Here is a 12,826-nt window from a genome sequence, read left to right as displayed (position 1 = left end):
GTAGAAAAAAACAACCATGGTCACCGCCGGACTCAGGATCGCTAATCAACCCGGTTGTCATTATCTCCGGCGTCCCCATCCCTGCCTTCAGCCTGGAGGAGCTCCCGGATCTTGGCCAAGGCCTGACGCTCAATGCGGGAGATCTGCACCTGGGACAACCCCAGGCGCGTCGCCACCTCGGCCTGGGTTTTATCCTGAAAGAAGCGCAGGACCAGGACCCGCCGGTGTTTTTCCGACAGCTGGCGCAGGACCTCCTTCAGGGCGATTTTATCCAGCCACTCCGGTTCCTCGCCGTCCTCGGAGGCCAGTTGATCCAGGACGTAGATAGGATCCCCGTCGTCCTGGTAGACGGTATCATGGATGGAGCTGGGCAGTTGCACGGCCTCCATGGCCGCTACGATCTCTTCCAGGGAAAGATCCAGGGCGTCAGCAATCTCGCTGATGGCCGGTTCGCGGCCCAACTGCTTAGCCAGTTCTTCCCGGGTGCGATTGACCTTAAAGGCCGTTTCTTTTAGGGAGCGGCTCACCTTGACCGTGCTGTCATCCCTTAAGAAACGCCGGATCTCCCCCAGGATCATAGGTACGGCATAGGTAGAAAACCGCACCTTATAACTTAAATCAAATTTATCGATGGCCTTAATGAGGCCGATGGTCCCAATCTGGAAGAGGTCCTCCAGTTCATAGTTGCGCTTTTCGAAACGCTGCACCAGGTTGAAGACCAGCTTAAGGTTACAATTTATAAGTCGCTCCCGGGCCTCCTTGTCTCCACCTTTGGCCCGGCGCAACAGCTCTTCTGTCTCCCCCTCGGATAAAAGGGGGAAACGGGGCAGGTTCATTTCCGACAGGCGCATTGCTTCACCGCCACCTCAACCGGCCTGGTAGCCCCAGCGGCAGGCATTAGGCCTCCCCCGCTTGCTTAGTGGTTTTTAACATCCGGACCCTGGTACCCCGGTTAACCTCCGAAGTTACCTCCAATTCATCCATAAAGGACTGCATAAAGGCAAAGCCCAGGCCCATCCTCTCCGGGTCGGTGGAATAGGCGGGTTGCATGGCCAGGGCTATATCAGGGATGCCCTTACCCTGGTCAGTGACGGTGATTACTAGACCGGCGTCGGTACGTTCTACCGTTACCCGCACCGTGCCCCGGGGCTGGCCTTCGTAACCGTGGATAATGGCGTTGGAGACGGCTTCCGAAACAGCCACTTTAATCTCTTCCAGCTCGTTTAAGGTCATGTCCACCTGGGCGGCGAAGGCGGCTACGGCCACCCTGGCCAGGCCAACATTCTCCGGCAGGCTTAAAAACTCCAGGGCCATGCTATTTTCTACCTGTACCTGGCCGGCCATCAGTCAATCCCTCCCTGCCTGCTTACCTGTTCTCCAGTCTCGATGGCCATGATCTTCCCCAGGCCGGAAATCTCCAGGAGGCGGCGTACCTGGGGCTGGGGCCGGGCGAGGACGACTTTCCCGCCCTGTTTCTTTAAACGCCGGTAACGGCCCAGGATAACCCCCAGGCCCGAACTGTCCATAAAGGTCACGCCGGCCAAGTCAAGGAGTAACACCTCGGGCCGGGCATGATCCAGGCTGGCCTCCAATTCCTGGCGCAACCGGTCGGCGGTCTCCAGGTCTACCTCACCCTTAATGCGTGCCTGGAGTTCCTTACCCTCCATACTAAAAAAGACCTGCAAAATAAAAACCCCCTCGTAAAGGTTTCCGAAGGGGTTAATTCGCTATGACCCGGCCTTCTTCCTGCTAAATAATGGCAAAATTATTGTCGAATAATGAAGACCGCCCGGATAACCCGCAAGATTTCCTGGCCCAAAGAAGCCCTGGCTATACTTTGTTGGGCAACCAGCCCGACCCTGTCAACTTCCTGGCCGTCCCGGAAAACCCGTACCTGGCCGAGGTGCTGCCCCTCCTGTACCGGGGCCTTGATGATCCCGGGGAGCTCAACTTTCGCCGCCAGGTCGGCGGCCTGGCCCCGCAGGCGGCTCACCCGGGCCCCCACCTTACCTGCAGCCACAACTTTAACCTGGTCTGACTGGCCCTTTCCTACCGGGACGGCAGCCACCACCTGGCCCGGGGCGTAGAATTGTTTAAAGGCCCACTGTTTGAAAGCCCAATTATAGAGTTTCATGGATTCCGTAAAGTGTCCCTGGGGTGTCTCTACGCCCATAACTACGGCAATAAAACGCAGGCCGTCCCGTTCTACCGTGGAGACCAGGTTTAAACCGGCGGCATCCGTAAAGCCGGTCTTGAAGCCGTCGGTGCCCGGGTACCAATAAAGCATTTTGTTGGTGGTGTCTAGGATAGTCAAGGGGTCCTTCCGCAGGGTATAGCGTTTGATGGCGGTCCATTCGCGAATCTTGGGGTATTTCAGGGCATAGCGAGCGATGACGGCCATATCATAGGCCGAGGTATAATTCTGCTCGTCATGGAGGCCGTGGCAGTTAGCGAAGTGGGTGTCCTTCAGGCCCAGTTCTTTAGCTTTAGCATTCATCTGGGCGACGAAGGCTTCCTCCGAACCTGCCAGGTGTTCGGCTACAGCCACGGCGGCATCGTTGGCCGAGGCCACGGCAATGGCGATAAGCATTTGCTCCAAGGGAAAGGTCTCGCCCACGGCCAGGAAGACCTCCGACCCGCCAAAACTCTCGGCTCGCTCGCTTACCTGGACCGGTTCATTCAAGGTGGCCTGCCCTGCCGCCACCATGTCCATGGCCACCACCATGGTCATCAGCTTGGTCATACTGGCCGGGTAGTAATGGGCATGGGAATTTTTTTCCCATAGGACCTCCCCGGTCTGGGGATCCATCAGGATGGCTGCTTTGGCGTTAATATCCCCTGGCCCGGCCTGTTGTCCGGCTGTTGCCGGGGCTGCGGCCGCCTGTAATAGCAAAACACCCGCCCAGGAACAGAGACCCAGAAGTAAGGCCAGGAGTAACACTCTGATTTTTGGCACCCCACCGCCCCCTCTGCCTGGCTTGCTCTCCTTTTACTTATATTAGCGATGGGGTCAAAATATGAACGTATACTCCCGGCCTTAACCCATTACCTTAAAAAATTCCGGCTACGCCGGTTTTCTTTATAACTATTGTTAACCATTGGCAACTATTTGAGCAACATAGACGCAAAACTCTTTCCGTGCAGTCTATAAGGCACGCCTAAAAGCTCCGCTACCGTAGCGCCCAGGTCGGCAAAGGTCGAACGGACGCCGACATTCAGGGGCCGGATGCGCTGGCCGTAAATCAACAGTGGTACGTACTCCCGGGAGTGATCGGTGCTCGGAGTAGTTGGGTCGCAACCGTGGTCGGCCGTAAGGATCAGGACGTCATCCCCCTCCAGGCCCGCCAGCAATTCCGGCAGGCGCCGGTCGAAGGCCTCCAGGGCGGCAGCATAACCGGCCACGTCATTGCGGTGGCCGTAGCGCATGTCGAAGTCCACCAGATTGGTAAAGATCAGCCCCCGCTCACCTTCACGCATATAGTTACAGGTCTGATCAATGCCATCCATATTATCATGGGTATGAATCCAGCGGCTAATGCCCCGGCCGGCAAAAATATCTTTTATTTTGCCTACTGCCATGACCTCCAGGCCGGCGGCAGTCACGGCGTCCAGGAGGGTCGGTTGCGGCGGCTCCAGGGAGAAATCCTGGCGCCGGTCAGTGCGGATGAAGTGCCCCGGTTCCCCGATAAAGGGCCGCGCGATGACACGGCCGACGGCGTGTTCGCCGGTGAGTATTTTCCTGGCTATTTTGCAGTAACGATATAATTCCTCCACCGGGATGACTTCTTCGTGGGCGGCAATCTGGAAGACACTGTCGGCCGAGGTATAGACAATGGGGTAACCGGTGCGCATATGCTCGGTCCCTAGCTCTTCAATAATTACCGTACCCGAGGCCGGTTTATTACCCAGGACCTGGCGGCCGATGGCCTCTGCAAAGGGCGCAATCACCTCCGGTGGGAAACCGTGGGGGTAAAGGGGGAAGGGACGTTCCAGGATCAGGCCGGCCAGCTCCCAGTGACCGCTAGTAGTATCCTTGCCGGCCGTCCTGGAGGCCATCTTACCCCAGGCAGCCGCTGGTACTCCTACCGGAGGAATACCTCGCAGGGGAATAATATTGCCCAAGCCCAAGCGGGTCAGGTTGGGCAGTTTAAGGTTTACGGCAGCAGCTATATTACCCAGGGTGTTGCTGCCTTCGTCACCGTACTTGGCGGCGTCGGGCAAGGCACCGACACCGACGCTATCCAACACAATCAAGATAACACGGTCTGAATCCATGATCACGGCTCCTCCGAAATACAATAGCGATATTTTAGGCCCGGGGATGGGCTTCATCATAGACCTCACGAATCTTTTTCCTGGTCAGGTGGGTGTAGATCTGGGTGGTACCGATATCGGCGTGGCCCAGGAGTTCTTGCACCGAACGCAGATCGGCGCCATTCTCCAGGAGATGGGTAGCAAAGGAATGGCGCAGGGTATGGGGCGTGATGTCTTTTTGCAAATTGGCCGCCCGGACATAACCCTTCAGTATTTTCCAGCAGCCTTGGCGGGAAAGGCGCCGACCGTGATGGTTCACAAACAGGGCCGGCTCCGTCGCCTTTTTAACTAGTTTCCCCCGCCCGTGCTCCAGGTATGTCCGAACATGGAAACTGGCCACCTGACCCATGGGAACTACCCTTTCTTTGGCTCCTTTGCCCAAGCAGCGGACAAACTCCCCTTCCAGGTGGACTTGATCGATGTTGAGGGCTACGAGTTCTGAGACTCGCAAGCCAGTTGCATAGAGAAGCTCCAGCATGGCCTTGTCCCGCAGGCCTGCCGGTGTATCTGGGCGCGGCTGGTTCAGAAGTTTTTCTACTTCGGCTACCGTCAGGACCTGGGGTAACTTCTTGGTCTGCCGGGGCGATTCCAGGTTGCTGGTGGGATCGCTCTCGACCAGGCGTTCCCGCAACAAAAAATGGTAAAAGGATTTCAGGGCCGCCAGGTGCTGGGAGATAGTCGCTGGTGAACGTCCTTCTTGTTGCATTTTCACCACATAGGCGACCATTAACCCGCGGGTCACATCCTCCGGGTTTTTGATTCCCGCCTTCTCCATATATTGCAGGAACTGTTGCAGATCGCTGTTATAGGAAGCCAAGGTATTTTCTGCCAGGCCCCGTTCTACCACCAGGTAATAAAGAAATTCATCTATCAGCTCGCGCACGCTGCACCACCATTCCCCATAAGTTTACCAGATTATTTCCACATGTAAAGGTAAAAGTCCTCCAACAGCACCAGAAAAAACCACAAAAAAATCCGCCCCTCCGGGCGGATGGCGTTTATTCACCCCGATAAAACCCTCTGAGCTTTTCCAGTAAACTTTCCAGGCGACCGGAATCCTGGACTGCTGGAGCCGAGGCCGGTTGTTCCTGTCTTTGCATATTGGCCGGCGCGTTACCCGGCCCGGCCAGGTCGGCAGTGTTCCCTCCAATCAGTTGCCCCAGCAATACCGTTACCACCAGCGCCGCAGCCAGGAGCCACACTATTTTCCGGCGCCAGTTGCTAATGGATACGACAATCATCCCGCACCCCTCCGTTCCTTCAAAAATAAGCAAGAACTGCCCGGGCAAAGAAGGGAGACAGGTAGGCCTCTACCAATCCCCCACCTACCAGGAGTACCGTCACCAGTAACATGAGAAAAGAGTAGGTTAAAAAGCGCGGCATGATGGCCCCGCCGACCTGGCTGCGACCACGCATTAAGCCGATGGAGAAGGAGATCCCCAGGACGGCAGCCAGAAACAGGGCCGGTATCTGAATAATATTGGGCGGCAAAATGGCCAGGAAGGAGAAAGCCACCCCTGCCAGGGACTTTTGCTGGACCAAAAAACCGACGGTGAAACCCAGGATGGCCCCCTTGAAAAAGATAAGCCCGATAATTAAGGGGATGCCGATTACCGTTAAACCCAAAAACCACACCAGGCCCATTTCCTTCAAGGCGCTCATTAGGGCCTGGTAGGCGGCATATTTAAATGCCGGGCCTTCGCCCTTAAACTGGTTTAAGAGCTTCTCCAGGTAGGAGCCCAGCTGGCTTACCTGTTGGGCTTCCAGGAAGTTAACGGCTACCGTCCCGGCCACAATCCCGGCCAGGAAGAAAAAACCGACCAGCAGGTACAGGCCCAGGTTATCGTGCAGGTGTCGGGCCAGGGTTCGCTCCACCTCACACCCTCCCCGGGGCAGTGGCAGGAGAATTTCCACCCCCTAGATACTTATTCCGGTCCAGGATAATTATGCCTGCCAGATCCGGGCTGCGGCCAGGATTCCGGCAATACTTTTAGCGTCCTGAAGCTCTCCCCCCAGGGCCATGGTTACGGCCTCCGCCAGGGGAACGCGGACGATTTCAATGAATTCATCATCATCGGCCTTTTCCCGGTGGGGACGCAGGCCTGTGGCGAGAAAAAGGTGCATTATTTCATTGGAAAAGCCCGGCGTGGAATAGAAGGTTAAGAGGGGTTGCCATTCAGCTGCCGCCAGGCCGACCTCTTCGGCCAGCTCTCGCTGGGCGCAAGCCAGGGGCTCTTCGCCGGCATCGAGTTTCCCGGCTGGAATCTCCAGGGTCGCCCGGTTAATAGGATAGCGGTACTGGCGCACCAGGTAGACGTTTTTTTCGGCATCAAGGGCGATGATGGCCACTGCTCCGGGGTGCTCTACCACCTCGCGGCTGGCCTCGCGACCGTTGGGCAGTCGCACCTTATCCCGGCGCAGGTTTAAGATACGGCCTTCGTAAATGCGCTCTGAGGTAAGGCGGGTTTCGGTTAGGTCCATGAAATAAGTCCTCCTTCGTAAATAGCTTTGCTATGGAAATTGGTGCTCGCAACCGCTAATGGGCTGGCGGTCACAGGCGAAAGGCGACTTTGGTTCGAGGCGATAGCAAACTAAGCGAAGCCGCACCGCGGCGGCGGTGAACGGGATGGGGATCGTAACGGAACTTCAGAAGCTTAAAGTAACACACCCCGTTATGATTGATCAAAAGGACTAAACCGAGCCACCCCCGCCGCCGCGGAAGGCTGAGCGCCAAGTTTGCCAGCCGAGAACCACCGGAGCCTGAGACTGTAACCGCCAGCCCTCCAAACCGACCAGCAATATTGCGAAACCTGGCTGGCACTGTCAAAATTAAGAAACTGGCGGCTGCCGCCAGTTTCCCCTCCAACCTCCTGTTTTTCGCTATCATATCTATCTAAAGCCTCGTTAGTTTTAGCCGGTTAATTTATCTTGGCGCCGATCCGCAGCTTATCGGCAACCATGGCGATAAACTCCGAGTTGGTGGGTTTACCCCGTTCAACATTAATAGTGTACCCAAAGAATTTATTCATCATCTCGACATTGCCCCGGTCCCAGGCTAGTTCGATGGCATGACGGATGGCCCGCTCGACGCGGCTGGGGGTAGTCATATACTTGCGGGCAATGAGAGGATAGAGCTCTTTCGTTACCGCCCCCAGGAGGCTGACGTCGTCAATGACCATGAGGATGGCCTCCCGCAGGTACTGATAACCCTTGATGTGTGCCGGCACACCCATCTGATGAATAATTTTGGTTACCTCAACGTCCATGTTCCGGCCGGCCCGGTTAATCTGGGGCGGTGCCGCCGGCAAGGGATGGCCGTTGGCCAGTTGCCGCAACCGGTTCCCCAGGACTTCTAGGTCAAAGGGTTTTAGTATGTAATAGTCAGCCCCCAGCTCGACCGAACGCATGGTCATACTCTCTTGCCCCAGGGCGGTAAGGATAACTATCTTCGGCCGCGGCTCAAAATTTAAAACCTGAAGTTTTTCTAATACCCCGATGCCGTCTAGGTGCGGCATGATAATATCCAGGATGACAATGTCGGGTTCCTGTTCCTGGATAAGCTGCAGGGTTTCCTGCCCGTTATGGGCTACACCGGAAAGGACAAAATCCTGCTGATCTTGAAAGTATTCTTCCAGCACCTCGCAAAATTCCCGATTATCATCGGCAATAAGTACTTTAATAGCCTCCATATTATTTCATCCCGCCTCCTGCAAACCCTGTCATTTATTTGGCAGATAGTGTTTCGACGTCCAGGGGGGATAATCCTTCCATCCGCAGAAAGAGGCAAAAGTTTTGGTTATCCAACATAATATTCCATAAAAAGGAAATAACCAGGGGTTTCGACAGCAGCGCCCCTGGTTGAAGTCGCAGGTACTAAATTTGTCTCCTGTAGCATCCATTCGGCCAGGACGCCGTAACCTCGAGTTGGATCATTAATAAAAACGTGGGTTACGGCACCTACCAGTTGCCCATCCTGGAGAATGGGGCTGCCACTCATACCCTGGATAATGCCGCCGGTAATGGCTAGCAACCGCGGGTCAGTAATCTTGAGGATTAGGCCCTTACCGCTAGCCCGCTGGTTAGGCATAACCCGTTCGATTTCCACCTGGAAACTTTCGACCTTTTCCCCTTCTAAAACCGTCAAAATTTCCGCCGGTCCAGGATGCACACTATCGGCCAGGGCCACCTGTACTTGTTGCTCGCTACCGGGCCTCCCGGAGATCGTCCCAAATATGCCAACAGTCGTATTCTTTTGTATTATACCGGTAAACTGACCATTATCCAGGAAGACCCCCAGCTTTTCACCGGGTTGACCACGATGCCCCTGGTGGATACCCTGGATAGCAGCTGCTACGATCTTACCACCGCTGATATCCATGGCCGTCTGGCCATCGCTACCGGTGACTACATGACCCAGGGCGCCAAAAACGCCCTTGCTTTGTTCAAAAAAAGTCAGGGTGCCGACACCGGCTGTACTATCCCGGACATAAACGCCGATCCGGAAGCGCCCGGTTTCCTGGCAGTACCGGGGCTGGATATTGAGATTTAATAGCCGGCCGTCTCTTTTGACGGTTAGCCGGGCTGGACGGTTAGCCTGGCCAGCGGCATTAATCAGGTTGGCTACTTCCTGGTCACTGGTTACCTTTTGTCCATCAATGGTCAGGATGGTGTCGCCTGTTTCCAGGCCTGCCTGCCGTGCCAGGTATACTTTATTACCATGTTCATCGATAACAGCCGCTTGACCCACCACCTGGACACCCTCGGTCTTCAGAAAAACCCCGATAGCTTGACCGCCAGGGGAAACGTATACCGGCTGGACCAGCTGGATGGTGATATTCTTTAAGGGAATGAAGCCAAAGAGTTTTAATTGTAATTGCAACCACTGGGGAAAACTGCTGGTGGCGGTACTGGTCCGGTCACCGCTGGCAATCTGGACCTCAACCTGGCGAGCCAGGCCTGGCGGCAGGTCCCAGGGCAGGGTAAGGGGCGCTGTTGCTGTGAGCCGCTGTTGCCAGGGCAAGGTAAAGAAGTTGCGTACCGGTGAAGCCAGACCACCATAGAGGATCATTGCCGCCAGCACCAGGCCCAGTATCCGGTGCCCCAGGCGTTTCAAGGGCATCACCTTCCCCTGAGGATTTTCATAATAATAGTTAGGTTTAGCATCTTAAGGGCTGGAGGTACAGCTCCGGGCTCCGGTGGTTCTCGGCTAGCAAACTTGGCGCTCAGCCTTGCTCGGCGGCGGGGGTGGCTGGACTTATCTTTTTTACGGCTTCACTGGGTTTGCTAAGGCCTCGAACCAAGTCGCCCTTCGCCTGTAGCCTCCAGCCCTTTGCCGGTAAAGACGTTAATCCAAGCCACAGCTTAAACGTGATTTTGTTTTTTGTTCTAAACATAAAATAACCTCAAGTCGTTGCTTTTATGCTGTCAAAAACGACCTGAGGTGGAGATTTGGCCTGATTCATGGAGATATCAAGCTATATTTACTGCTATTTGCTTTTTTTTAGCATAAATTTCATTTTGTGGCCGCCGATTGCCTTAAAAGATCGGCGGCGTGTTCCCTGGCCACCTGGCTGGCGGAGCCGGATAAGAGTCGCGCCAGCTCGTCGACCCTGTCCTCACCCTGCAAGATTGCCACCCTGGTAAAGGTGCGGCCGTCCTGGACAACCTTGCTGACCCGGTAGTGCCGGCTAGCGTAACTGGCCAGCTGGGCCGAATGGGTAATGCTAAGAACCTGGTGCCGGCGGCTGATGGCCGCCAGGGTCCGGGCTACAGCCCGGGTGGCGGCGCCGCCGACCCCGGCGTCAATTTCATCAAAAATCAAGGTCGGAACAGCGTCAACCTCGGCCAGGATATTTTTTAAGGCCAGCATGACCCGGGCCATCTCGCCGCCGGAAGCAATCTGGGCCAGGGGACGCGTGCCCTCACCGGGGTTGGGTTGAAAAAGAAAGGTGACCTCATCCAGGCCTTTGGGGCCAGATCCACCGGACTCTGTACAGGCCACCTTGATCCGGGCCCGGGGCATGGCCAGGTCCTTGAGAATCTCCTCCAGATCTTTTTCAATTTTTGCGGCTGCCTCCAGGCGCCGCCGGCGTAAAAATTGAGCCCTTTCCCGGTACCTTGCCTCAGCCTGCTGGATCTCTTTTTCCAGATCGGCGGCCTGCTGTTCCCGCTGTTCCAGCCCTTCTAGGGCTGCCGCTGTTGCGGCCTGGTAGGCCAGAATGGCCTGGATACTATCGCCGTACTTACGTTTTAAATTCTTGATTAATTCCAGGCGATTTTCGATCTCTTGCAACCGCCGGGGATCGTACTCCAGGCCTTCACCATAACGGTGCAGGCTGCGGGCTACCTCTTCCACCTGGGCTGCCGCTCCTTCAAGGGTTGCCTGATAGACCTGTAACTCCGGGTCAATAGCGGCCAGGGTTGCCAGTTCTGCCGCCGCCTGGCTGATTTGATCGTAGGCGGACCGGCCTTCCCCGGTAAAAAGGCCGGTATAAATTGCCGCCGCGCCCCGGGCCAGTCTTTCGGCATTATTGAGGATATCCCGCTGGTGGGTTAATTCCTCTTCTTCCCCGAGGTGCAGGTTAGCCGCAGCTATCTCCTTGATTTGGTATTGCCAGAAATCACGCTGCTGCTCCCTTTCCCGGGAATTGCCGCAGAGTTCTGCCAGTTTATTTTTTAACTCCTGCCAGCTGTTATAGAGTTCCCCGACCTCCTGCCGCAAAGTCATCAGGTTGGCCAGGCTATCCACCATGTCCATTTGATAGGCCGGCCTGAGGATGGACTGGTAGGCATGCTGGCCGTGGATATCGACCAGCATCTGGCCAATGCGCTGGTACATCCCTAGGGTCAAGCTACGGCCGTTGATGCGGCAGCTGTGCCGGCCGCTGCGGCAGATCTCCCGGTTAAGGAGCAAGGTACCATCCTCTTCGGCGGGCACGCCCATTTCGGCCAGGGCCGCGGCCAGGCCCGGCAGGCCGGCAGCCTGGAAAAGGCCCCGGACTTCCGCCTTCTCCGCCCCGGCCCGGATATACTCTGCCGAAGCCCGCGCCCCCACCAGCAACCCGACAGCGTCCACGATAATTGATTTGCCGGCACCCGTTTCACCGGTGAGGACCGTCAACCCTGGCTCCAGGCTGAGCTGCAGGGACTCGATTAATGCCAGGTTCTCGATTTGCAGTTCCCGGAGCACCTTTTTCACCCTTCCCCTAGTTCCCGGAAGCGTTGTAAAACTGTAGCCACCGCTTCCTTGGGTTTGACAATCACCAGAATGGTATCATCACCAGCCACAGTACCGATAACCTCCGGCCAGTCGATGGAATCCAGGCAGGAAGCCACGGCGTGGGCGGTTCCCGGTAGGGTTCGGATTAAAATTAAATTTTCGCTAGCATCAACTTTTATAACCGAGTCGGCAAACAGGCGCTGCAACCGGCTGTAGGGATTAATGAGGCGTTGCCCGGGGGGTGCGGCATAACGGTAGAGATTTTCCCCTGCCGGAACCTTAATTAAGCCCAGCTCTTTGATATCCCGGGAGACGGTAGCCTGGGTTACCCTGAGACCCCGCCGGCGCAGCTCTTTAGCCAGCTGATCCTGGGTGGCTATGGGCATGGCGGCTATCAGCTTCAGGATTAACTGCTGGCGCTGGATTTTCATCATCCTGCCTGCTCCCCCCTTCCTTGAGCTTTTCCCGCACCAGGCTGAAAAAGGTGTTGTTTTGCAACCTGATTAAGCGGGTTGGCGTTCCGGCCCGGGTGACCTTGATGACGTCACCATCCCGGAGGTGCAGCCCTTGTTGGCCGTCAACTGTCAGCATCACCTCGGCACCGGGGGCGTGAACGCAGACCTTGATGGTCTGCTCGCCCGGTACTACCAGGGGTCGGGCATAAAGGGTATGGGGACAAATGGGCGTGAGAATCATGACCTGGAGTTGGGGCGAGACCAGGGGACCCCCCGCCGACAGGGAATAGGCCGTGGAACCTGTCGGGGAGGAGACGATTAAACCATCCGCCGGGTAGGTGTCCAGGTAGGCAGTATCAATATAAACCTCCAGGCGCAGCATGCGGGAAAAGGCACCCTTGGTAATGACGATATCATTTAAAGCCGTACAAGATAGTACCTGTTCCGCCCGTTGCACCGCGCCCTGGAGCATCATGCGCTCTTCCACCCGGTAAGCGCCGGCCAGGAGTTTGTCCAGGGCCGGGTAAAGCTCCGCCAGTTCAATCTCCGTAAGGAAGCCCAGGTGGCCCAGGTTGATGCCCAGGATGGGGGTTCCGGTGGGAGCCACCAGCCGGGCGGCCCGCAGGAGGGTGCCGTCACCCCCCAGGGCTAAAAGGACCTGGGCCGTGATTACTGCGTCTTCCGCCACGCCCTTTGCCGGGCACCCCAGGGCGGCAGCTTTCCGGTGGGAGATCAGGACCTGGACCTGCCGCCGTTCAAGGTAGTCAATAATCTCTAGGGCCGTTTCCCGGACCCGGGGTTTTTCCAGGTTGGCGACCATGCCGATCCGCTGCACTCT

Annotated in this window: 14 protein-coding genes; all 14 read right to left on the bottom strand. The window is 56.5% G+C overall.

The features are described 5' to 3' along the window. Nucleotides 1-41 precede the first annotated feature (41 nt). Nucleotides 42-851, bottom strand: a complete 810-nt coding sequence (gene sigF, locus SDD30_RS07605; RefSeq protein ID WP_434074327.1) for an RNA polymerase sporulation sigma factor SigF — start codon at nucleotides 849-851, stop codon at nucleotides 42-44. 46 nt (nucleotides 852-897) lie between these two features. After that, a complete protein-coding gene (gene spoIIAB / locus SDD30_RS07600; protein WP_434074326.1) occupies nucleotides 898-1,344 on the bottom strand; it encodes an anti-sigma F factor in 447 nt (148 codons plus the stop codon). Then, nucleotides 1,344-1,685, bottom strand: coding sequence for an STAS domain-containing protein (locus tag SDD30_RS07595; RefSeq protein ID WP_434074325.1), 342 nt, complete (start codon nucleotides 1,683-1,685; stop codon nucleotides 1,344-1,346). The genes spoIIAB and SDD30_RS07595 overlap by 1 nt, the downstream gene beginning before the upstream one ends. An 80-nt stretch (nucleotides 1,686-1,765) precedes the next feature. Continuing rightward, nucleotides 1,766-2,956, bottom strand: a complete 1,191-nt coding sequence (locus SDD30_RS07590) for a D-alanyl-D-alanine carboxypeptidase family protein (RefSeq protein WP_434074324.1) — start codon at nucleotides 2,954-2,956, stop codon at nucleotides 1,766-1,768. A 149-nt stretch (nucleotides 2,957-3,105) separates the two neighbouring features. After that, entirely contained in the window at nucleotides 3,106-4,275 is a 1,170-nt protein-coding gene (locus tag SDD30_RS07585) for a phosphopentomutase (protein WP_434074323.1), read from the bottom strand. A 34-nt stretch (nucleotides 4,276-4,309) separates the two neighbouring features. Then, a complete protein-coding gene (gene xerD, locus SDD30_RS07580; protein ID WP_434074322.1) occupies nucleotides 4,310-5,197 on the bottom strand; it encodes a site-specific tyrosine recombinase XerD in 888 nt (295 codons plus the stop codon). A gap of 115 nt (nucleotides 5,198-5,312) precedes the next feature. Next, nucleotides 5,313-5,555 (bottom strand): hypothetical protein, encoded by a 243-nt coding sequence (locus SDD30_RS07575; RefSeq protein ID WP_434074321.1) that lies wholly within the window; start codon nucleotides 5,553-5,555, stop codon nucleotides 5,313-5,315. A gap of 19 nt (nucleotides 5,556-5,574) precedes the next feature. Then, entirely contained in the window at nucleotides 5,575-6,189 is a 615-nt protein-coding gene (gene spoIIM, locus SDD30_RS07570) for a stage II sporulation protein M (RefSeq protein WP_434074320.1), read from the bottom strand. A gap of 69 nt (nucleotides 6,190-6,258) precedes the next feature. Next, nucleotides 6,259-6,795, bottom strand: coding sequence for an NUDIX domain-containing protein (locus tag SDD30_RS07565; RefSeq protein WP_434074319.1), 537 nt, complete (start codon nucleotides 6,793-6,795; stop codon nucleotides 6,259-6,261). Nucleotides 6,796-7,232: 437 nt separating this feature from the next. Beyond that, nucleotides 7,233-8,003 (bottom strand): sporulation transcription factor Spo0A, encoded by a 771-nt coding sequence (spo0A, locus tag SDD30_RS07560; RefSeq protein WP_434074318.1) that lies wholly within the window; start codon nucleotides 8,001-8,003, stop codon nucleotides 7,233-7,235. 107 nt (nucleotides 8,004-8,110) lie between these two features. Then, complete coding sequence (gene spoIVB / locus SDD30_RS07555) at nucleotides 8,111-9,433, bottom strand: SpoIVB peptidase (RefSeq protein ID WP_434074317.1); 1,323 nt, start codon at nucleotides 9,431-9,433, stop codon at nucleotides 8,111-8,113. Nucleotides 9,434-9,826: 393 nt separating this feature from the next. Further along, nucleotides 9,827-11,503, bottom strand: coding sequence for a DNA repair protein RecN (gene recN / locus SDD30_RS07550; RefSeq protein ID WP_434074316.1), 1,677 nt, complete (start codon nucleotides 11,501-11,503; stop codon nucleotides 9,827-9,829). A gap of 5 nt (nucleotides 11,504-11,508) precedes the next feature. After that, nucleotides 11,509-11,964: an arginine repressor gene (argR, locus tag SDD30_RS07545; protein WP_434074409.1), complete on the bottom strand. Its 456-nt coding sequence runs from the start codon at nucleotides 11,962-11,964 to the stop codon at nucleotides 11,509-11,511. Continuing rightward, nucleotides 11,888-12,823 carry an NAD(+)/NADH kinase gene (locus SDD30_RS07540; RefSeq protein WP_434074315.1) on the bottom strand — a complete coding sequence of 312 codons (936 nt, stop codon included), beginning with the start codon at nucleotides 12,821-12,823 and terminating at the stop codon, nucleotides 11,888-11,890. Before SDD30_RS07540 ends, argR begins: the two co-directional genes overlap by 77 nt. Between the last annotated feature and the right edge of the window lie 3 nt (nucleotides 12,824-12,826).

The sequence above is a fragment of the Moorella naiadis (nom. illeg.) genome (assembly GCF_051020825.1).
GTDB classification, from domain to species: Bacteria; Bacillota; DSM-521; order Neomoorellales; family Neomoorellaceae; genus Neomoorella; species Neomoorella naiadis.
Note: the sequence above shows the minus strand (reverse complement) of the source record. Positions and strands in the feature narration are given on the sequence as shown.

What these genes read in the sequence shown, in the direction of transcription:
- sigF (WP_434074327.1), bottom strand. Translation starts at nt 851, where the DNA reads ATGCGCCTGTCGGAAATGAACCTGCCCCGTTTCCCCCTTTTATCCGAG.
- spoIIAB (WP_434074326.1), bottom strand. Translation starts at nt 1,344, where the DNA reads ATGGCCGGCCAGGTACAGGTAGAAAATAGCATGGCCCTGGAGTTTTTA.
- SDD30_RS07585 (WP_434074323.1), bottom strand. Translation starts at nt 4,275, where the DNA reads ATGGATTCAGACCGTGTTATCTTGATTGTGTTGGATAGCGTCGGTGTC.
- SDD30_RS07575 (WP_434074321.1), bottom strand. Translation starts at nt 5,555, where the DNA reads ATGATTGTCGTATCCATTAGCAACTGGCGCCGGAAAATAGTGTGGCTC.
- SDD30_RS07565 (WP_434074319.1), bottom strand. Translation starts at nt 6,795, where the DNA reads ATGGACCTAACCGAAACCCGCCTTACCTCAGAGCGCATTTACGAAGGC.
- spo0A (WP_434074318.1), bottom strand. Translation starts at nt 8,003, where the DNA reads ATGGAGGCTATTAAAGTACTTATTGCCGATGATAATCGGGAATTTTGC.
- spoIVB (WP_434074317.1), bottom strand. Translation starts at nt 9,433, where the DNA reads ATGCCCTTGAAACGCCTGGGGCACCGGATACTGGGCCTGGTGCTGGCG.
- argR (WP_434074409.1), bottom strand. Translation starts at nt 11,964, where the DNA reads ATGAAAATCCAGCGCCAGCAGTTAATCCTGAAGCTGATAGCCGCCATG.